This is a genomic window from Thermoanaerobacterium aotearoense, from assembly GCF_009905255.1.
Classification (GTDB): domain Bacteria; phylum Bacillota; class Thermoanaerobacteria; order Thermoanaerobacterales; family Thermoanaerobacteraceae; genus Thermoanaerobacterium; species Thermoanaerobacterium aotearoense.
The window spans coordinates 141,226-163,498 of record NZ_CP047602.1 but is presented as its reverse complement, the minus strand read 5'-3'; the positions used below and the strand labels follow the sequence as shown (position 1 = coordinate 163,498).

At 36.7% G+C, this 22,273-nt stretch carries 16 protein-coding genes, 1 pseudogene and 1 CRISPR repeat array; of the genes and pseudogenes, 1 reads left to right on the top strand and 16 read right to left on the bottom strand.

Annotated features, from left to right (window positions below; all coding sequences use genetic code 11):
* Positions 1-6 precede the first annotated feature (6 nt).
* Positions 7-855, top strand: a complete 849-nt coding sequence (locus GSH73_RS00850; RefSeq protein WP_014757332.1) for a 2-oxoacid:ferredoxin oxidoreductase subunit beta — start codon at positions 7-9, stop codon at positions 853-855.
* 36 nt (positions 856-891) lie between these two features.
* Here the strand turns inward: GSH73_RS00850 and GSH73_RS00845 are convergent, their stop codons facing one another.
* The 16 genes and pseudogenes from GSH73_RS00845 to sufD form a co-directional block, all read right to left on the bottom strand.
* Positions 892-2,763, bottom strand: a complete 1,872-nt coding sequence (locus GSH73_RS00845) for an ABC transporter ATP-binding protein (protein WP_014757333.1) — start codon at positions 2,761-2,763, stop codon at positions 892-894.
* Positions 2,763-4,988, bottom strand: a complete 2,226-nt coding sequence (locus GSH73_RS00840) for an ABC transporter ATP-binding protein (RefSeq protein WP_014757334.1) — start codon at positions 4,986-4,988, stop codon at positions 2,763-2,765. Before GSH73_RS00840 ends, GSH73_RS00845 begins: the two co-directional genes overlap by 1 nt.
* Positions 4,982-5,596 carry a MarR family winged helix-turn-helix transcriptional regulator gene (locus tag GSH73_RS00835; protein WP_014757335.1) on the bottom strand — a complete coding sequence of 205 codons (615 nt, stop codon included), beginning with the start codon at positions 5,594-5,596 and terminating at the stop codon, positions 4,982-4,984. The genes GSH73_RS00840 and GSH73_RS00835 overlap by 7 nt, the downstream gene beginning before the upstream one ends.
* A gap of 2 nt (positions 5,597-5,598) precedes the next feature.
* Positions 5,599-5,862, bottom strand: a complete 264-nt coding sequence (locus GSH73_RS00830; protein ID WP_014757336.1) for a TrkA C-terminal domain-containing protein — start codon at positions 5,860-5,862, stop codon at positions 5,599-5,601.
* A gap of 224 nt (positions 5,863-6,086) precedes the next feature.
* Positions 6,087-6,350, bottom strand: coding sequence for a CRISPR-associated endonuclease Cas2 (gene cas2, locus GSH73_RS00825; RefSeq protein ID WP_014757337.1), 264 nt, complete (start codon positions 6,348-6,350; stop codon positions 6,087-6,089).
* A 9-nt stretch (positions 6,351-6,359) separates the two neighbouring features.
* Positions 6,360-7,352, bottom strand: coding sequence for a type I-B CRISPR-associated endonuclease Cas1b (gene cas1b / locus GSH73_RS00820; RefSeq protein ID WP_014757338.1), 993 nt, complete (start codon positions 7,350-7,352; stop codon positions 6,360-6,362).
* Positions 7,349-7,846 (bottom strand): CRISPR-associated protein Cas4, encoded by a 498-nt coding sequence (cas4, locus tag GSH73_RS00815; protein ID WP_014757339.1) that lies wholly within the window; start codon positions 7,844-7,846, stop codon positions 7,349-7,351. Before cas4 ends, cas1b begins: the two co-directional genes overlap by 4 nt.
* 361 nt (positions 7,847-8,207) lie before the next feature.
* Complete coding sequence (locus GSH73_RS00810) at positions 8,208-8,930, bottom strand: copper amine oxidase N-terminal domain-containing protein (protein WP_233432505.1); 723 nt, start codon at positions 8,928-8,930, stop codon at positions 8,208-8,210.
* A gap of 36 nt (positions 8,931-8,966) precedes the next feature.
* Positions 8,967-12,653: a CRISPR direct-repeat array (repeat unit 30 nt; unit sequence GTTTCAATTCCTTATAGGTAGGCTAAAAAC).
* A gap of 163 nt (positions 12,654-12,816) precedes the next feature.
* Positions 12,817-15,180, bottom strand: coding sequence for a CRISPR-associated helicase/endonuclease Cas3 (locus GSH73_RS00805; protein WP_014757341.1), 2,364 nt, complete (start codon positions 15,178-15,180; stop codon positions 12,817-12,819).
* Positions 15,158-15,871 carry a type I-B CRISPR-associated protein Cas5b gene (gene cas5b / locus GSH73_RS00800; protein ID WP_014757342.1) on the bottom strand — a complete coding sequence of 238 codons (714 nt, stop codon included), beginning with the start codon at positions 15,869-15,871 and terminating at the stop codon, positions 15,158-15,160. Before cas5b ends, GSH73_RS00805 begins: the two co-directional genes overlap by 23 nt.
* Before the next feature lie 63 nt (positions 15,872-15,934).
* Positions 15,935-16,846 (bottom strand): type I-B CRISPR-associated protein Cas7/Csh2, encoded by a 912-nt coding sequence (gene cas7b / locus GSH73_RS00795; protein WP_014757343.1) that lies wholly within the window; start codon positions 16,844-16,846, stop codon positions 15,935-15,937.
* A complete protein-coding gene (locus GSH73_RS00790; protein WP_014757344.1) occupies positions 16,846-18,603 on the bottom strand; it encodes a TIGR02556 family CRISPR-associated protein in 1,758 nt (585 codons plus the stop codon). The genes cas7b and GSH73_RS00790 overlap by 1 nt, the downstream gene beginning before the upstream one ends.
* 14 nt (positions 18,604-18,617) lie before the next feature.
* A pseudogene (gene cas6, locus GSH73_RS00785) lies at positions 18,618-19,262 on the bottom strand (CRISPR-associated endoribonuclease Cas6).
* A 201-nt stretch (positions 19,263-19,463) separates the two neighbouring features.
* Positions 19,464-19,877, bottom strand: coding sequence for a Fe-S cluster assembly sulfur transfer protein SufU (sufU, locus tag GSH73_RS00780; protein WP_014757346.1), 414 nt, complete (start codon positions 19,875-19,877; stop codon positions 19,464-19,466).
* Entirely contained in the window at positions 19,874-21,100 is a 1,227-nt protein-coding gene (locus tag GSH73_RS00775) for a cysteine desulfurase (RefSeq protein WP_014757347.1), read from the bottom strand. The genes sufU and GSH73_RS00775 overlap by 4 nt, the downstream gene beginning before the upstream one ends.
* The gene (gene sufD, locus GSH73_RS00770; RefSeq protein ID WP_014757348.1) at positions 21,100-22,266 is read right to left on the bottom strand and encodes a Fe-S cluster assembly protein SufD; all 1,167 of its coding nucleotides are present in this window, start codon (positions 22,264-22,266) and stop codon (positions 21,100-21,102) included. The genes GSH73_RS00775 and sufD overlap by 1 nt, the downstream gene beginning before the upstream one ends.
* Positions 22,267-22,273: the final 7 nt, after the last annotated feature.

Here is a 22,273-nt window from a genome sequence, read left to right as displayed (position 1 = left end):
GATTTTATGAACACCGCATTTGAAACTTATGAAACGGCGTGGTGCCCTGGATGTGGAAACTTCGGCATACTTAACGCTTTAAAGGATGCCCTTACTGAGCTTGGCCTGAAGCCACATCAAGTTGTGATAGCATCGGGAATAGGGCAAGCTGCAAAGATGCCTCACTATATAAACGTAAATGGATTTAACGGACTTCACGGAAGGGCTTTGCCTCCTGCAACAGCCATAAATATAGCCAATAAAGACCTTAAAGTGATTATAGACTCTGGAGATGGCGATACGTACGGTGAAGGCGGAAACCACTTTATACACGCAATAAGGAGAAATGCTAACATTGCCCACTTTGTCCATGACAACCAGATATACGGCTTGACAAAAGGCCAGGCATCTCCTACGACGGCAAAAGGTCAAAAGACAAGTTTGCAGTTTGATGGCGTAATCTTAGATCCTGTAAAGCCAATAAAGCTTGCCCTCACAATGGGAGCTGGATTTGTAGCAAGAAGCTTTTCTGGAAATCATGAGCATCTTAAGAAGATGATGAAAGAAGCCATAATGTACGACGGCTACGCCCTTTTAGACATATTCCAGCCATGTGTCACATTTAACAAGGTAAATACATTTAAATGGTACAATGACAGGGTGTATGAGCTCCCAGACGACTATGACTACACCGACTTAGACAATGCCTTCAAAGTGGCTGATGAATGGGGCGACAGGATACCGATAGGTATAATATACAAGGTGGAAAAGCCTACGTATATAGATAATGTAAGCTTTTTGAAGGATGGCCCGCCATTGGTAGACGCTAAATTGGACCCGATGATGGCAGAAAAATACTTAGACGATTTTAGATAACTAAAAAAGGAACTTCCATTTAGGAAGTTCCTTTTTTTAGCTTGCAACTTCTTGGTCTTCAAACTGGCTGTTGTAAAGCTTAGCGTAAAATCCGCCTTTGGCAAGAAGCTCTTTGTGGGTGCCTTGCTCTACAATGTCACCGTGATCCATGACAAGTATGAGATCCGCATCTCTAATTGTAGAAAGCCTGTGGGCGATGATGAAACTTGTGCGGTTTTTCATAAGGTTATCCATAGCCTTCTGTATTAGTATTTCTGTACGAGTATCGACGGAGCTGGTGGCTTCGTCCAGTATCAGTATCTTAGGATCTTTAAGTATGGCTCTTGCTATAGTTATAAGCTGTTTCTGTCCTTGCGATACATTGGATGCTTCTTCGTTTAAAACCATGTTGTATCCGTCTGGCAGCGTGTGGACGAAGTGATCTACGTGTGCCGCCTTTGCGGCTTTTATGACTTCCTCATCTGTAGCATCAAGTTTTCCATACCTTATATTGTCCATTATGGTGCCATTGTAAAGCCAAGTATCCTGCAGCACCATGCCAAACAATGACCTTAAATCGCTTCTGGTAAATTCCCTTATGTCATATCCATCTATCAATATCCTTCCTGCATTTACATCGTAAAACCTCATCAAGAGTTTTACCATCGTAGTCTTGCCAGCACCTGTTGGTCCCACTATGGCTACTTTTTGACCCGGCTTAATATCGGCTGAGAAGTCATTTATTATTATCTTGTCAGGTCTATATCCAAAGTGCACATGGTCAAACTGCACATGGCCTTCCACATTTTCAAGTTTCACAGGATGCTCTGTTTCAGGCACTTCTTCTTCCTCGTCTAAGAATTCAAACACCCTTTCGGCACATGCAGCCGTCTGTTGAAGTATATTGGATATATTCGCTATCTGCGCCAAAGGCTGAGTAAATGACCTTACGTACTGAATGAAAGCCTGTATATCGCCTACTTGTATAGTGCCATTTATTACAAGGTAACTTCCCAATACCACGACACCTACATACCCTAAGTTGCTTACAGAGTTCATAATAGGCATCATAAGACCTGTCAAAAACTGAGATTTCCATGCCACATTGTAAAGCTCATTGTTGTACTCATCAAATTTCTTTACGCTTCTTTCTTCATAGTTAAATGCCTTCATGACAACATGGCCGCCGTACATTTCCTCCACGTGACCATTCACGTGGCCAAGGTAGTCCTGCTGTTCTCTAAAGTACTTTTGCGAGAAGCGGACGATAAGGGCGATGATGCCCATAGATACAGGTATCATCAAAAATGTGACACCTGTCATCTCTACGCTTATGGTAAGCATCATTATTAAAGCACCGATTACCGATGTGACAGACGTGATGATCTGCGTTATGCTCTGGTTTAATGTCTGGCTTATTGTATCAACATCATTTGTAATACGAGATAATATCTCACCGTGATTTGTGCCGTCAAAGTATTTAAGCGGCATACGGTTTATCTTCTCCATTATGTCACGCCTAAATTTGTACGTAACCTTCATGGCTACATTTGTCATTATCCAGCCTTGTATATAGCCCAAACCTGAGCTTAAAAGGTACAGCCCTATAAGCAAGAGGATTATCCTGCCGATGTAGTCAAAGTCAATATTGCCTGTACCTGCTATCTTTGCCATGACACCTTCGTAAAGCTTCGTTATAGCCTTGCTGAGTATCTTAGGTCCAGCTATAGACAGTGCTGCACTTCCTGCCGCAAAGAGAACGACCAGAAATATGGAAAGCTTGTATTCGCCAAGATACTTCATCAATTTCTTCATTGTACCTTTAAAATCGTTGGCTTTCTCACCGCCCACCATAGGACCGTGGCCGCCCATAGGGCCATGTCTTCTCATGACAGGCCGCCTTGGAGTATTTGCGTTTCTTCCATCCATTATGCCAATTCCTCCTTTGAAAGCTGCGAATAAGCGATCTCTCTGTACGTCTCGCAAGTTTTCATAAGCTCCTCGTGGGTGCCTATTCCAGCTATTTTGCCATCATCTAAAACTATGATCTGATCTGCATTCATTATAGTGGATATGCGCTGTGCAACTATTATGACAGTGCTATTTCCTGTGTACTCCTTTAAAGCCTTTCTCAAAGCTCTATCTGTCTTGAAATCAAGCGCTGAAAAGCTGTCGTCAAATATATATATCTCAGGTTTTTTGACAAGTGCTCTTGCGATAGATAGCCTCTGCTTCTGCCCACCCGAAATATTTGTAGCGTCCTGCGATATTTCGCTGTCATAGCCATTTGGAAGCTTTTCTATAAACTCTGCCGCCTGAGCCACTTCTGCAGCCCTTTTAACTTCTTCATCTGTAGCATTTTCATTGCCAAATTTTATGTTTGACATGACAGTACCTTTAAAAAGGGAAATCTTCTGAGGCACGTAGCCGATTTTTTCCCTTAAATCGTGCTGCTTCACATCCCTTACATCTACACCGTCTACTAAAACTTGCCCTTCTGTAGCGTCGTAAAATCTCGGTATCAAATTTATGAGAGTAGACTTTCCAGCACCGGTAGAACCGATTATAGCTGTAGTCTTCCCAGGCTCTGCTTTAAAAGATATATTTGATATGGCGTATTCTTCTGCTCCATGGTACTTGTACGAAACATTTCTAAACTCAACGACGCCTTTTTGAGTATCATCAAACTTCTTGCTTTCCTTAGGATCTACAACAGTAGGCTCTGTCTCCAACACTTCAGCTATACGGGATGCTGATACAGATGCCCTCGGTATCATTATAAACATCATAGACATCATGAGGAAAGCAAATATTATCTGTATAGCATACTGCATAAACGCCATCATGTCGCCAACCTGCATTGACGAATTGGCAATATCATGAGCACCTACCCATACGATGAGAAGGGTTATGCCGTTCATTATAAGCATCATGACTGGGAACATGGTAATCATTACGCGGTTTATGAAAAGCATCGTGTTTGTGATGTCGCGATTCGCCTTGTCAAACCTGTTTTCTTCAAATTCTTGAGTGTTGAAAGCCCTTATGACCATCATGCCAGCCAGATTTTCGCGAGCCACAAGGTTTAGCCTATCTACCAATTTCTGCACAGACTTGAATTTAGGCAGTGCAATAGAAAATACGGTAGAAACCAAACCCAAAAGCACTATGACTGCCAACGCTATTATCCACGACATGGACGAGCTTTTGCCAACGGCTCTTATGACACCGCCTATGCCTATCATAGGAGCGTAGAATATCATCCTTATCATAAAGACGATAAGCATCTGGATCTGTGTTATGTCGTTTGTGGTCCTTGTTATCAAAGACGCTGTGGAAAACTTGTCGAATTCTTCATTTGAAAAGCTCTCAACTCTTGTAAAAAGCTTCTTCCTTATATCCCTTGAAAAACCAGCGGCAACTCTGGAACCTAAAAATCCCACCATTATAGAACATGCAGCGCTTAAAAGAGTAATCAGCAGCATTATAAGCCCTGTCGAAAGAATGTAGTTTGTCTGAATCTTGTCAGTATTCACTCCTAATGCCTTGTACTCCGATTTTAAGGATTGAGTAGCAGCCTGTATAACCATGTTATCCCCAAGGGAAGTAAACTTCTCATTCATGCTATCAGTTATCTTTTGTCTCTCTGATTCAGGAAGCTTTGCAAATAGCGCAAACAGATCGGCATTTGCCGGTATCTTCATGTTGTTAAATGTGATAAATCCGCCTTTTGCGCTTGACTTCATCTTCTCAACACCTGATACAGCCAAAAACGCCTTGCCCATTGGAAGGTTTATCTTGTCTATCTCCGTCTTATCTATGTTCTTTAGTACGTATATGGGCTCTTTCTTTAAATCAGGATATGTCTTTACGTACTTGTCGTAATCTGAGCTATTTTTGTCAACTAAAGCATAATCATTTAGCACATTGTTTTTATCGCTGTCATTCATAAACAATGTCAGTTTGTCCATAGTGCTTTTTCTTACGGCATCCGGCACAGCATTGACAATGCCTCCCTGCTGTATGCCTTGATTCACTATATTTGACATGTAGTCAGGAAGCGACAAGTCGCTCATTGCCTGAACAAATATAAATAGTATGGCAACAATAGTTATAAAGATGTATGGCTTAAAATATTTCCGTAATTTTAGCATCCATCAAAACCACCTTTCTTGAAATTATCACTACTTTGACCACTGCTTGATTCAATCAATTTCTTAAGGGTGTTAAGCCCCTTTACAATGTCAGCAATCTCCTCATCCGTCGCTTTGCTCATTATCGTTTCAAATCTTTCGTAAATATTCTTGAAGCTTTCTTTAGACCTCTTTTTGAAATCCTCGTCTACCTTCACATAGACAACCCTCCTGTCATCGCTGCTTCTTATTCTCTTTACCATGCCTTGTTTCTCCAGCCTGTCTACTATGCCTGAGACAGTGCTGCTTGATAGCCCCATCTTATCGCTTAAATCGCTTATCTTCATCTCTCCATGGTGCATAAGGATTCCAATGATCATGCCTTGAGGTCCTGTTATCTTAAGATCCTTAAACTCGCTTTCCATGTTACGGTGAATCATATTCATTATTGACTTTAAAGTCTTTAAAACATCTATTCTTTCGTTGTACTCCTTCAAAAATTCTTCACCTTCTTTCAACATTTCAAAACCGTATATTTTGTACACAAATATTTCGTATGCTAAATAATTATATCGCCGCAAAACAAAAAAGTCAATAGACTTTTTGAAAATCCAATTGACTTTTTTCATATCTATATTTCAGTCATCTTCCTTATATTGTTTTTTATGTCTACAACATCTTTTTCATTGCCAAGCAACACTATATAATCACCAGCCAGTATCTTTGTATTTCCTTTGGGTATTATCTCCTTCCCGCCTCTTTTTATTCCAACCACAAGACAACTATGAGGCCATTCTATGTCTTTTAATTTCTTGCCATCTACAAAAGATCCAACAGCCACAGGCATCTCAAATAAGATTTTTGCTACATCATCACTTTCATCGACATTAGCCACGTTTCCTTTGCTTTTTATTATCCTGTCAAGCAGCGATTCATATATTGGTTCATTCCCGTAAAGTCCTGATACAATGTAAGCCGTTATCGATTTTAAGACATTTCATAAATATGGCTGCCACTTTCCATCAGTCCGCCTCCCATACGTTTCATAAAAAAATTATACAACAAATTCAATAGAAAATCCAAAATATCTCTTTATATGGCCGGAAAAATCTTATCATCTCATACAAACAAACTTTCCCCACCTTTTTCAAGGCCTATTATTTCCCTATCAGAATACTTAGTAGTTCGCAAAATATATATAATGACTGAATCCTCATCTTTATTGATTATCCTTGAGATCTCACTCTTTAACTTTTTAAAATTTGCATCAGATATTTCGCCTTCCAACACTGAATTTTGCACCCAATTAAGGTACTTCCTGCATGTCTTTAAAACCTTATTTACCCTTTTCTCATTTACATCATAGACTAATATTATAAACATTGTATCACCTTACCATTGTGCAACAAATGGATTATATTCTTCTTCTCCCATAAGATGCTTTTCCAGCTTATAAAGCTCAAGCCGTATGAGCCTGCGGTATGAAACGCTATTGCCTAATGACCTATGATTTATCGTGGTCTTAAGTTTATTCTCGTATTCTTCTATGAATGCCATCTTCCCCTTATCTTTAAGTAAAAGCCCCTCTGCATCTTCATCAAAATCATCTTTTTTGATGATATTCTTGCCTACAACTGTGAATATGACTCTATCGACAATAATAGGTTTGAATATCTCTGAAACGTCTAAGTTTAGCGTAAATCTCCGAAAATTTGTAGAGTGCAAATACCCTATCCTTGGATCCAAATGTGTCTTATAAATTTCGCTTAATACTGTTGTGTACATAAGAGAATTTCCAAAACTTATAAGGACATTTAGAGAATTTTTGGGCGGTCTTCTACTTCTTGCATCAAACTCAAAGTCACAATTTCCTAATATCTCATCAAATGATTTATAGTAATACTCCCTTATATTCCCTTCAATAGCCATAAGTTCATTTACATTAGATGTTCCAGCTATCAGATCCCCCAATCTTTCTATGGCGTAAATAATATCGTCCAGATTTTTGCCGCGGTTTTGATAGTACTTCAAAACTTGACGAATATTCCTATATGCGCCTTCTACAAATTTTTGCGCTATATATAGACGTTTCTTCTCGTCTATGTAATTTTCTGCTTGCTTTAATATCATGTAGCCAGAGTTTAAATGCTCTCTCGGATAAAATGACCCTACGTAATAGCCGTAATGATTGAAGAAGTGAAGTATTATCTCCGATTGTGAGATAAACTCAAGGAATCTTTTGTTGAGGCTGACCTCACCAAAAATCATTATTTCAGAAGTGTTTTCAACAGGGATAAACTTCCTGCCGCTTTCTCCTTCAAAATACAATGTGTTGTCTTTTCTATGCAATTCACCGTCTGAAAAAATGTAAACAGGCTTTTTCATGATAAGCAAAACTCCTTATATCCACAATTTTTGCAGTAAGGTATCTTTTCAAAAGCCGGCGCCTTATCCATGTTTATAATATCGTTTATTTCATTTATAGCGCTGACAACTTCTGCCTCCGACTCACTGGTAAGACGCACATCAATCTTTTTTCTTTCCTCAGGGAAAAATAGCTGTCCCTTTGCCTCAATACCGTTTTGCTTCAATTTGTACAAATAAAAAAGAAGCTGAAGTCTGGCACTGCCTATGGCTTTTGAGCTTTTCTTCACCTCTCCAACTAACAAATTGCCATTGTCATTTCTCACAAGATCTATGACGACATTCTCAAAATTTATCTTCTTTCTGTCCCTGTCATAAGACATATCATCTATCAAGCGTCCCATCTCAATGTATGGATGCTCTTGATCAGGAATTATCTGGTGGGCCATAAGCCACACCTGCCTTTTGCAAATATTATAACTTTGCATCAATGAACCTGTGACTTCTTCATACATAAAATCACCTTCATAAGTATTCTCTAATTCGCCATATTACTTTCTCCACCTGATTGAATGAAATTTACATAATTTTGCCTTTATTTTCTGGAAATTCGACCAGGAAGCCACGAAAATCTTTCCCCATAGAAATAGGCTAAAAACGAGTATTATTTTAACTTTTTTAAATCGCCTTTTTCTAAGTGAGAAATAAACTTTTCTGGTAAATGTGGCATCACACCTCTTTTAACAATTGTAGTCTCAATATAGGCTAAAAGCTACGAGCTTGGGACTTATTGCAACAAATTATAAACGTTAAAAAGGCACATGGGGTTAACATTCCAGACTGGAATACTTTATCTAAACGTAAGCAGATAACCTCCTAATTAATTAAGGAGGTTATCTGTTGTTTAACCCAATTCTGTAGGTCAGAGCTAACACCGAGGTGTTTTGCTACAGCATATTCAAAAGCATACGCTTGAATTTCGTCTTCATTAACATCACTATAAATAGATATACTACTTCCAGAACAGAATGTGCTTTCATGATATGCTTCATGAGCCAGTGTTATTGCGACATACTCAATGCCCCATGTTCCTCCTGAGGTTATTCGGTTTATATTAGTAGAATTAAAATATACGTTGTGTGTTGTATAATCTACCCAAGAACCAACAATGTTATCTTTGTATTGTTGTACAGCTATTCTTGGAATGTATACACAAACAAACTTATACGTAGTATTATCTTTTTCTTTAAGAAGTGCCAAAGCTTTTTGTAAAACAGCTTTAAATTCTGGTGTTACAGAATCGTCTATTATAGGTTCTGTGACGGTATCTGATTCACACGCTTCCCAAAAGGTATCTACTGTGTGAGCTTCTAAAGTTTCTCTCGGCATTGTTACACTGACAGTTTGGGTGTTTCCATCCCAGTCAACTTTAGCACCTAAACTTTCGGATATTACACGTATTGGTACTAATGTTGTACCATTTACTATTTGTGGCGGTACATCTGTATTGACTTGCTGTCCGTTTATTACTAACTTTATATACGGTACAGCATATACATTTACGAATAAAAACAATACAATTATACTGATAGATACCATTAATTTGTATTTATTTCTAAACATAAGAATCCCTCCGTTTCAATTCCTTATAGGTAGGCTAAAAACAGCAGATTTACCTTCTTTATTAAGATTTCTAATCCAGTTTCAATTCCTTATAGGTAGGCTAAAAACTTAGAAAAACTCAAGAATATGGAGGTGAAATAAAAAGTTTCAATTCCTTATAGGTAGGCTAAAAACGCAGAAAATTCACTACCAATATTAACATTATTATGAAGTTTCAATTCCTTATAGGTAGGCTAAAAACTTGCCATACACTTTATAACCGAATTTGTTTATAAGGTTTCAATTCCTTATAGGTAGGCTAAAAACTGGAGGTGCTTAAGATGGAATATTGGCTAAGTTTCAAGTTTCAATTCCTTATAGGTAGGCTAAAAACCCGTATTGTTTTGTGCTACGAATAATGTCATATTTGGTTTCAATTCCTTATAGGTAGGCTAAAAACATGATGTCAATAAACCTTTCATAGCAATTTATCCAAAGTTTCAATTCCTTATAGGTAGGCTAAAAACTTTAAGAGAATGGATAAACATATTAGGCAAACCATGTTTCAATTCCTTATAGGTAGGCTAAAAACAAAATTAGTAAAGGCAAAAGGCAGCATAGATAAAACAAGTTTCAATTCCTTATAGGTAGGCTAAAAACCCAAGGTGCAGAGGATATATGGAATAGCTTGATTAACGTTTCAATTCCTTATAGGTAGGCTAAAAACTGGTCCAAGTATTGCAAATTCAATAAATTTTGTAATGTTTCAATTCCTTATAGGTAGGCTAAAAACAATATGATATGTACTTTGTGAAATTACAAAATACAAGGTTTCAATTCCTTATAGGTAGGCTAAAAACGAGTAATATTTGAACCATTTATTGCTGTAACTTTACCAGTTTCAATTCCTTATAGGTAGGCTAAAAACTGTTCAAGAATTATATTTGCTTTCTCATCCATAGTCAGTTTCAATTCCTTATAGGTAGGCTAAAAACACCCAATGAATAGTTGGGATAAAGCAGATAGTACATTGTTTCAATTCCTTATAGGTAGGCTAAAAACACATCCCAAGGCAAACTAAAAGGAAACTTCTCAGTCAAGTTTCAATTCCTTATAGGTAGGCTAAAAACTATGTTATTATATATATAGAGTTAAGGAAAGGAGTTATGTTTCAATTCCTTATAGGTAGGCTAAAAACCAGGTTAAGCCTGCTTTATTTTTTTGTTTATTTTGTTTCAATTCCTTATAGGTAGGCTAAAAACTAACCTTATAAATTTTTGACTTTCCCAAATATCTAAGTTTCAATTCCTTATAGGTAGGCTAAAAACTTTTTCTTTTTTTATACTTTTGCTTATTTATTTCTTTGTTTCAATTCCTTATAGGTAGGCTAAAAACTAATTTTAATTTAACTTAATTGTTTTAATTGCATTAGTTTCAATTCCTTATAGGTAGGCTAAAAACCAAGGAAACTGCTTAAGCGAGGCAAAGCAAAAATAGGTTTCAATTCCTTATAGGTAGGCTAAAAACTCTCAATTTCCGATATTGGTTAGCGATAGCATCCCAAGTTTCAATTCCTTATAGGTAGGCTAAAAACCGTCGTCACTTGTGTTATATCAGGATAATTAAGCGGTTTCAATTCCTTATAGGTAGGCTAAAAACTTCTCTGGAACTAAATTTCCGCACTGTCTACAAATGTTTCAATTCCTTATAGGTAGGCTAAAAACAGTTGTTGTTGTGTCACTCCTTGTTTTGTTTTAAGCGTTTCAATTCCTTATAGGTAGGCTAAAAACAAACTTCAAAAACGTGATAAATTAGCAAAGAAATTAAAGTTTCAATTCCTTATAGGTAGGCTAAAAACATATCTGTTGCAAGGCCTTGAACTGCTTTTTGCACTGTTTCAATTCCTTATAGGTAGGCTAAAAACAGACAAGAAGTTTAATGTAGACAATACGCAAAGTCCTTGTTTCAATTCCTTATAGGTAGGCTAAAAACTCAGGCAGCAGACGCAGTTGTTACAGTTCCTCATAAAGTTTCAATTCCTTATAGGTAGGCTAAAAACCCTTTATTATAAAAAATAGCACAGGTCAAATAATGTGTTTCAATTCCTTATAGGTAGGCTAAAAACTACAAATGATGAATTTAATACAAGAATAGAACTTGTGTTTCAATTCCTTATAGGTAGGCTAAAAACTCTAAATTGTCATACAATTCATTAAATTTATATTTTGTTTCAATTCCTTATAGGTAGGCTAAAAACAAGACTAGTTGAAACTACAAACGAAGTAGGAGAAAGTTTCAATTCCTTATAGGTAGGCTAAAAACATGCTTTTAAAGAAATTGCCATTGACCTTGATAATGTGTTTCAATTCCTTATAGGTAGGCTAAAAACTGGTAAATTATACCTTCTACATCTGGGACATTTTCATGTTTCAATTCCTTATAGGTAGGCTAAAAACCGTCTGTATCCCTGCAAACTGAGAATTCCAGTCTAGTTTCAATTCCTTATAGGTAGGCTAAAAACATTCCAACAATTCATATTCTCCTCCACTTTAATATATGTTTCAATTCCTTATAGGTAGGCTAAAAACGAATACTTCGCTTACTCCGGGTACTTGATATTTCGGTTTCAATTCCTTATAGGTAGGCTAAAAACACAATGAGGAATTTGGAGAATATATAGCATTTGTAGTGTTTCAATTCCTTATAGGTAGGCTAAAAACCCAAATTATGCTCAAAAAATTGTAAGTGTCTATGATTCCAGTTTCAATTCCTTATAGGTAGGCTAAAAACTAGATATGTTATTGCTAATTTTCCTATAAAGTATTCGTTTCAATTCCTTATAGGTAGGCTAAAAACGCTAACTGAACAACAGCAGGAAATTCACTACCAATATGTTTCAATTCCTTATAGGTAGGCTAAAAACGAAGAAATATTAAAAGAATCACTTTCAAAAACATTTATGTTTCAATTCCTTATAGGTAGGCTAAAAACGCAAAATTAGGATTTATTAGCGAAAGATTGTAAGCTTGTTTCAATTCCTTATAGGTAGGCTAAAAACATAGTAGGCTCGGCGCAAAGCCGAGCTTTATTAGGTGTTTCAATTCCTTATAGGTAGGCTAAAAACAAAAACATGGAAGCTTGCTCAAGAATACCTTTCTAAGTTTCAATTCCTTATAGGTAGGCTAAAAACGTTCCATCCAATTTATTATATTTTACAAGATATGTAGTTTCAATTCCTTATAGGTAGGCTAAAAACATATTGGCAGATAATGTACAAACATCGATAAAAAGCGTTTCAATTCCTTATAGGTAGGCTAAAAACGGTATTTTAGCTCCTTTGGCATTATACAGAGGTCCACGTTTCAATTCCTTATAGGTAGGCTAAAAACATTGCAGATGCAGATAAAGAAATTGTAAAAGAGGATGTTTCAATTCCTTATAGGTAGGCTAAAAACGATGCAAATAATAAAAAAGTTTCAAAATATATAAAAGTTTCAATTCCTTATAGGTAGGCTAAAAACTCTGTATTATGCATGGCTTTGTATCTTGAAAATAAGTTTCAATTCCTTATAGGTAGGCTAAAAACTCGAATATTTTAAATTCGTAAAAGTCATTTAATTGTTGTTTCAATTCCTTATAGGTAGGCTAAAAACTTGAGGTGAAATAAATGCCAAAGCCAAAGGGTTGGAGGTTTCAATTCCTTATAGGTAGGCTAAAAACGCGTTAGAGCACAGAAAATTCAACACTTTTATCTTGCATAAAAGGTGTCTTTTGTAAAGCTTATGCCTTTATTATACCACAAATTGCCGAAAATTCAACTTTTCGTTATGGCAAAGTGTCGTCGATGTCCAGCATTTTTTGCACTATTGGATATCGACGACATCTACCAGATGCTTAATACGCCACTTGGCTTAAACCCTGTTTCAGCATCATAATAATCTTTTAAAGAATCGGCATTGACATATTTGAATCCTTCTACTTCTGCAGGCATGTTCTCTGTCTTTTCTGGTATTGATATTACGTATTTATAGAAATCAGCTTTAAATTCATCAAATGTGCTCCGCCTTTTATACAAATTTTTTATTTTTTTAAGATCGATATACCTTTGCCATAGGTTAATTGCTTCTTCATTATACTCTATAAACACGTCTACTTTGTAGTATTCATCATCAATAAGTTTAAAATTGCTTACGCTCGGCGTATCATCATCACTGTCGTACTTTAATTTGAATACAGCATCTAAAATGTCAATTGCTTCTTTTGATGAAAGGTTTTGAGATACCTCTTTGTAATACTGATCTATGATGTCTAAAAAATCTTTTTCTGATATTGATTCGTGCTGTGACAAGATTCTTTCGGTAATATTGAGCATGACTTTATTGTAAATCCTCGAAGCGTATTTCCTATTATTTTCATCAATCAACGATACTACATATACTTCTCCCTTTCTCTCCCAATTTCTGTTGCATCTACCTGCTGATTGGTTTATAGAATCCAAAGGTGCTAAATCTCTCACAACGACGTCAAAGTCTATGTCTACACCAGCTTCTACAAGTTGTGTCGTGACAGCGTACTTTATGTTATTTTTCTTTAAAAGGTTTATCCTTTCAAGTCTTTCATACGGTATTACGTGAGTGGACATGTATACTATTTCTTCATCCGACAACTTTTCTTTTAATAATCGGTAAAAATCTCTTGCTGATGATATGGTATTTAGTATAAAAAGATAGCTTCTTCCATCCTTTAAATCAAACATGTCTATTAGCTCATCAAGATGCATTTCTTTCTGTAAAACTGGCTTTATCACTACTCTCTCCATTTGACTGAAGTACTTTCTTTTGTCTGTAAGCTGCCTGATCTCGTCACCTTCAAATATCATAGGCTGTGTTGCCGTAACAAATATTATATATGAATTTAATTTATAGGCGACTGCTTTTAAGATTTCTTTTACAAGCTTCCAATAGTAAAATGGTATTGACTGAATCTCATCAAGTATTATTATGGAATTTGCTATTCTGTGAAATTTTCTTAGTGCGCTGTTTCTGTTAGACAAAAGTGTGTGAAAAAGCTGTATAAATGTCGTAACTATGATTTCTGAATTCCAGCCTTCAATCATTATCTTTGACTTTTCTGTGTCAAGCTCCGTCTCGTTGTCGTTGTATTTCACTTCTGAAAGGTGATGATGTTTAAGCAATACGCTTGTATTAACATTTATGTCGTTTGTTTTTAATATCTTTTCAAATTCCTGATAATTCTGCTCTATTATGCTTAAAAATGGCAGTGAATAGATAATCCTGAAATTTTTGTTGTATACATCGTAAAGCTTTCTTTTCAGCTTTAAAGCAAATGAAATGGACGTCAAAGTCTTGCCAAGCCCTGTAGGAAGGTTTATGGATAAAATTCTTTCATCTACGTTTATTTCATTTTCATTTACTTCTCTATACGCATTTTCCCTTAATAGATTTATTCTGTTATCTTTGTAGCTAATCTGTGATTTGTATTTATCAACTGCGTCTGGCATCAATTCCACATAAGCTGGTGAAATTTCTCCGACTACGACTTCACTTTTGTCTGCATCTATAAGAAGTGAAAATACATAATTTATGAGAATATAGTAAGTCAAATCCTCTCTTTGCTTTATCTTCCTTAAATATAGCCTTATGCTTCTCATCTCGTTTTTTATATTTTCTATGTTATTAGCTACAGTTGTCTTATTGAGATCAATATTTAGACCAGCTTTTTTTAAATTATCGCTTAATATCTTAAACTTCGACTCGTCTATGCTTTGAAGTTGAGATTTCATTATCTCTATGTCTCTGTCTTCTAAAGAAGCTTCTGTAGCTGCATCATTTAGATTTCCGTGATGCTTTTTTACAGCTATATACGATATAAAAGGAAGCAATATTTTAATATCATCATCGATATCTAATCCGCTTACCTCCTGTTTTACAGCGAAATAAGCCACAACCGCCGAAATCAGCGAATGATGTGTCTCTTTCTTTGATTTCAGCTCTTTCTTCTTATTGTCGTCCTGTGAAGACAAGTATTCTTGAAAAAAGCCTGTAGACTTGCCAAGATCATGGCATAAAGCCACAATCCTGACAAGCTTTGATAACAACTCCTCATCCATCAAATTAGACTTGGCCTCATCTAAAAACTTTTCTGCTAAATCTGCACACCTTGCCAAATGTTCTTCCAAATATTTATCAGGGTGTGAATAAAGCTCAGAAAAGCACGATGTTTTCATCATCTATCACCCAGCTTTTTGATACGTACGATCTTATGCTTTTACCATTTGCTTCATATACAACATCTGCATAATCCAATACAATTCTTTCTTCGTCCATATCAGCAGGAATCTTTTCTTTAAAGTATTTTTTGCCATCTTCAAAGACTATCTTATCTTCCAGAATATACTTATATGGCAAAACGGAAGAAACAAAAACCTCTTTATTTTCCACTTCAAAAGCATCTTTTACACCCACAAATCTATAATCTGCAATCATTTCGCTTAACCCTAAAGAAACTGTGTACACATTTTTGTGTCCCTTTACTTTTTCGACTATGTCATCAAATAGGTCTTCATCTGTGTGATGAAAATATATCCTGTACATAGGATCTTTTAAAAGCTCCATCTTTACCTGCGTTCGAGCTTCATGATTTTTCTTTTTAAACGGAATCCAAAAATTATCCTTTGTATTTATAAGGTTGAGGCCCATCCTGATTTTTTTCACCGGCTTTAAAATTCTCACCGCCAGTTTGCATTTGTCAGAGCTTAAAACTTTTAAATAATCTTCCTTTCCTATTCCCTCTATTGCACCTATTAATCCCTTTACAGTCGGTGGGGGAGGAAACGAAAAGGTAAGCGGTGATGATGTGGTATAGTATTTTTTAAAATGGCCAAAATCACCGTATACGTCAAAAATCAATAGTTTCATTATATACATTCCTTTCTCAAGAACCTCATTATCATCTTTTCCTGAGATGTTTACTGATTTATCCTAAAAGCTTAACTTTTCTACAGTAAAATCTTTTACAACATCGCCAAAATTACATACGACACCATCTACTGCAAAAACTGCCCTTTCATCTGCTGCGTATCTCAACTTTTCTATTTTGCCTTTGTTTGCATTAAGGCTTTCGATCAATTCTTTTATCTCTATCTTTCCATCTTGTATGTCCCGCAATTCTTCGTCTTCCACATCATGTGTGAATTTTATCCTTTTGTTTAACTCACCTATCTGATAATTTTCTTCTTTCATGACGACCTGAAGCAAAAATCTCGGCATGTGTCCCATCTTTGAATTGGACATAAGGTTTTTGGTGCCATTCCACATTGCTTCCAGCATCAAATCTACATCGCCATCTGTAAGCGGTATGTTTTGATTTTTAGCTGCATTTTCATTTACAATGCCGTAAAATGAGATAAGTGAATATGGAAGTATATATTTCTCTGTAAATGTTCCTTGGGCATTGCCGCTTTGTGACGGCATCACAGTTGTGCCTTTTATGTAAGTCATGTTGACCTTGTGAAGGGACCGCCCAAACCCAAACTGAACAGGTCCTGTCAAAGTCATAGTTTTATCCTTGACTGCTGTTGTAGCTCCAAAAAGCCTCACATCTATACATTTATTGACGATATCATCATTTGACCCGAAATCGCTTATTCTATCATCTTTTGTCCGCAGCTTCCCGCTTTCATCTCTCGTCTCTAAGATAAATACATCCATCCCTTTGTATCCTGATAAGTAATCTCTTATGGTCCTTTTAAGCCTTACGTCTGTTACTATGTTTATGCCTGTCTCCTCGTCGATCCTTGGCTTATTTTCATCTACAGGATCTCCATTTGGATTTGCAAAGCTTACATCATAAAGAAAAAGTATTTCTGAGCGGTTTTTTATCACATTGCTCATCATTGTTCCTCCCCTTTGCTATAGATTATAGATGCTATTTCGTCTGCAAGGTTTAATCCACAGGCGAAGTAGAAATTTATTTCATCTACTGGCATGTGCCAATTATTTCCCGCTAAAAGAAGATAATTTGATACCTCTTTTGCCAGCAGCCTCTTGCCTTTGTCAAATGAATCGTACTCCTCAAGCTTATTCTGCACTTTTGGCAAAAGCCCTCTTATGTCGTTTTCATCCATTTTTAAACTTTTTAGGTTTTTCATGAAAGGTTTTGCACCTCTATCTTTGTACTGCTTTCTAAGAAGAAGTTCTGTAAGAGCACCTAATAGCACAAGTCCTCTTTTGATAGGCGTTTCAAAGTTTTCATCGTACTTTTTAAAGAAATCTGACAATGGCCTTTCCTCCATGGCTTTAACCTCCATTTCCACCAATCCTAAATTTTGTAAAAACTTAATTGCCATCATTCCATCTTTTATAGCGCTTTGATAGTATTTGTCCTGAATGAATTCATCTCTTACCCGCTTCATTATAAATTTTAGTATCAAGTTTATGTCAATTTTTCTGCCTCTGAAAATCCTGTCTGTCAAATCTAAAAAGTAACCGTCAAGATCGCTGTCTCGCTTCTTCATGTCAGACTTAGACAAAAAATTGCGTATATTTCTGAAAGTGAAGTTTTCATTAAAAATGTCATCTACTGTGTCTTTTGCCTTGAAAATCTCCCTAATATGCGACGGAAACACGTCTTCTATAAGAAGCAGTATCCTTTCAGCAGAGTTTTGCTTTTCTATGAATAGATAGTTTAATGAAATTGAGTCATCGGCATCTTTTAAAAAATACATTATGTCGTCTTCATCGGTTATGACTCTTTTTTTCGTTGATTCTTTTAAGGATACAAGCTTTGAAGTTTCTTTGAATATGTCTAATATCTCCTCTTTTACAAATCTTTCACCTATTAGAAATTTAGGTATCAGTTGATATTTGAGCCCGTAAAACTTAAACGTCAAATTGTTTTCTATGTACTTCTTGCCTTCTTCAAGCTTTAATCTGCAGTCTGGGCACACAGGAAAGTTTCTCCACGATTTTTTCTCATCAAACCCTCCGACTATGTACCCTGTTTTATCAATCGTGTAGAAAGCGTATGTGTCAACTTTGCCGAACACCAGATCCTTCTTCTCACCGCATATTGAGCATACTTTGTCATTTGCTGAAAGTTTATTGTATTTTTCGTTGTCCGTATCTATGAGTAGTTTCCTAAATAATGGTATGTCGCCGATGTACTTGTATGTACTGCCTTCTACAAATTTGAGCATAAGCAAAAGTCCATCTTTTTTAGGAAATTCCCCTCTAAACTTTACGATTTCTCCCAATATTTCATCTTTATTTTCGTGAATAGCGCTGTTTAAATTTTCAAGAAATCGCCTTTCATCTTCATCGATGTTTAATCCTTTTTTAGTAAGGATTTTAAACCAACTTAAAATCTTGCCGTTAAATGTCTTGTCAGGCTCTGTAATCTTTGCGGCAGGCATATAGCCAGGGCCATTGCCACCAGCGCTTGAGTACAAGTACCTTGATATTTTTTGGCTGTCTGTCTCCTCTATCGTCACATCCTTGTACTTTACATCACCGCTATCGACCGTAAAATTAATGGCTATGATGTTTTTATACGATCCATTTTGATTTGGATCTTCTATTAAAACGTCTAAAAGGCTTTTCCTTCCGGCATTTATAGACATTTCGCCTATATCCTTTACTGCATCCAGCACAATACGCACCCCCTTTACAATATCTCAAAGCAGCCGAAACCTTGAGAGTTTTTTGCCCCAAGTCCTGAGTAGTAGGCAACCTTCAAAAGATCCGGGCTTCACTCCACATCATATATTCCCATCCAGCCTTTTACGATGGTATTTTTGTACTTTATGATCTTTTGATATTTCACATTTTCTCTGCCAATTGGATAAAGTTTAAAATGTGGATCTTTTACCTCCTCGCCGTAAATTACCTCATACTTTTTTAATAGGTTTTTCAATAAAAGTTCTGAAAAGTTATCATGCCAAGGCGAGTAATAATAAGTGTATCTGACACCCTTATCTTCGATTGTAGAGTATGTGACAACAGGCGACAAAAACTTTATCCTTGCCTTATCTCTAAATATAGGTGGGTTTTCGATATTTATGGAGTTAAGCTTAAATGGCGGCTTCAAAAGGATCTTGTCCTCTCTTTTTAAAAGCCTAAATTCCCCTTCAAGCCTTGAATACGTAAATAGCTTAAACTGCCTTTTCCCATGTTTGAATCCCTCGTCGTGCATGAACGCGCTGAAATCCCCATCTGTCATGCTGTTATATATAAAACCTTGCACTATGTGATTGTACTGTATAGGCAAGTGCAATTCCTTATCGCCAATGAATTCCAGTACCACCCTCATCACTTGATACCTCCTCATTTTCAGAAAAAACTTCCATACTACATCTCCATTAAAAATTTTTCTAATGTAATATATTCTCCAAAATCATCCATTTTCCTGCTAAGTTCATGAAAATTTTAAAAAAATAATAAATAAAACTATTTACCATTAAAAATTAAGCCAATAAAAAAAACGCCTTAACGTAGGTTAAAGCGCTTATGGTTATATTATCTTTTCAAGTGTCTTCCATGCCAGCAAGGCACATTTTACTCTAGCTGGGAAATCTGACACACCCTGCAAGACTTGTGCATCGCCAAGTTCGTCTATATCCACATCTTTTTTGTGTATCATGTCTATAAATTTCTCCACCAATTTTAAAGCTTCTTTTTTATCTTTCCCTTTTATAAGGTCACACATCATGGATGTGGAAGCTTGGCTTATGGCACAGCCATGGCCTACAAATGATGCGTCCTCTATAACATCGCCATTCATCTTAAGCTCCAGCGTTATGTCATCGCCGCAGAGAGGATTGTGGCCTCTTTCTTTTATCGTAGGATTGTCCATCTCCCTCTTATTAGGGGAATTTTCATAGTGTTCCATTATTATCTCTGAGTAAAGCTGATTTAAGTCGCTCATCTAAACCACTTCCTGACATCTTTTAATCCATCTACAAAAGCATCTACTTCGCTTTTATCGTTGTAAACGTAGAAACTTGCCCTCACAGTGGCAGGGACGCCTAAGTACCTCATGAGAGGCTGGCAGCAGTGGTGACCGCTTCTTACCGCTATTCCATCCTGATCAAGTATCGTAGCCACATCATGTGGATGAACATTTTCCACATTAAATGATATTATGCCTGTTCTGTCTTTTGCACCTTTAGGTCCGTACAATTTTACGTAGTCGATCTTGGTCAATTTCTCTAAAGCGTATTCTGTTAGCTCTTGCTCATGCTCTAAAATATTTTCAAGCCCTATTTTTTCAATATACTCAATCGCCTTCATAAGGCCGTAAGCTCCTTCAACATTTGGCGTACCTGCTTCAAACTTAAGGGGTGACGGTGCAAATGTAGAATGATCCTCAAAAACCTCGTCTATCATCTCTCCACCGCTTAAAAACGGAGGAATGTCTGACAGCAAATCTTCCTTTATATATAGGACACCTATGCCCATAGGCGCCATCATCTTATGCCCGGAAAATGCGTAGAAATCACACCCAAGCTTCTCTACATCTATCTTCATATTTGGTATGCTTTGTGCACCGTCTATTAATACTTTAGCGCCATTTTCGTGAGATAAATTGACAATATCGTAAACAGGGTTTATGATGCCTAAGACATTTGAAGAGTGCTGCAAAGCCACAAGCTTCACATTGCCTTCTTTCAGTATATCTTTAAATTCATCTAAGTCAAGCCTTAAATCTTCGTCAAGGTGAACGTATCTAAGCTTTGCGCCTTTTTTCTCCGCCACCATCTGCCATGGAAGGATGTTGCTGTGATGCTCTGCTATCGTCAGTACTATAACATCGCCTTCACCAATGTGTTTAAGGCCCCATGTATACGCCACAAGGTTTATAGACTCTGTGGCATTTCGCGTAAACACGATAGATTCGGATGATCTGGCATTTATAAACTTTCTTACAGCATCTCTTGCTTCTTCGTAGGCTTCCGTCGACAATGCGCTGAGATAATGAGGACTTCTGTACACATTCGCATTGTACTCTTTGTAATACTTAGACACCGCATCAATCACATACGTTGGCTTTTGAGTCGTAGCCGCATTGTCAAAATATATGAGCTTTTTACCGTGTGGAGTTGTCTTTAATACAGGAAAATCTTCTTTTATCTTTAAAACATCCAACATCAGCCAGAAATCCTCCTTCCGATGTAACTTTTAACCGCTTCTTTGAGAACATCATTTGGCAATGTGTCAATTACCGGATTAAAGCTTGCTTCCACCATCAAAAGCTTTGCTTCTTCCATGCTTAGGCCTCTTGACATCATGTAGAAAAGCTTGTTTTCATCGATTTGTCCAGCGCTGGCAGAATGGTTTGCCTGCACATCATCTTCAGAACACCATAGCGCCGGTATCGCGTCAGATCTTACCGTCTTATCAAGCAGCAAAACGACCTCGCTTTCATTGCCTTTGGCCTTTTTGGCTCCTCGCTTCATGTCTAAGTTGCCTCTGAAAACCGCTTTTGATTTATCTTTCAATGCGCCTTTCACATCAACACTGCTTCCTGTCCTCATTCCGATGTGGTTAACCCTGTAAGACATATCATGGCTTTGTTCGTAAGCTCCTAAGAATATAGAGTTAAAGTAAGCACTGCTGCCTACACCCTCCAACTCTGCAGTCACATCATAAGCATCTACTTTTCCGCCTAAATCAATTTGTGTCCATTTTACGGTAGCATCATTTCCTGTTATTATTATATTATTGTCAAAATTTGAAGAATCATCACTGAACCTTTGGATTTTCACTATGTTTACGCTTGCGCCATCTTTGGCGATGACGGCTGTAAGCCCATTGTGAAATCCCTTTTTGTCCGAAACATAATCAAAAACAACTGTCAAGTTTGACAATCTCTCAGCTACAATGAGGTTTAAATCAATTATAGTGTCATCATCATCAACTACACTGTAATTCACTGTGACAGGCAGTTTGACATTTGAATTAGGCAATGCTCTTATGCTAAAGCCTGTATTGTAAAATGCCAAAACCATATTCTTAAACTTTTCATCAACTCCAAAATTGTGAGCCAATGCAGACTTTATTGTATTTAAATCGTCATCCATCAAAGCTTTCGTCAAAGGATTCATCACAAGCCCTTCTTGCACATCATTGCCAATGGTTGCACTTTTGTACTCTTTGTAGTATGGAATATGGACATCGTCCAATTTCACTCTTTTCCACATGGGCATTGGCACTTTTGAGAATACCTCATAACCCTTTACTCTAAGCTCTTTTTCTCCACTTCCGCCTTCCTTTATGATATCTTGTATTGTATTGTAATCTAATGACTTAATCATAGAAACA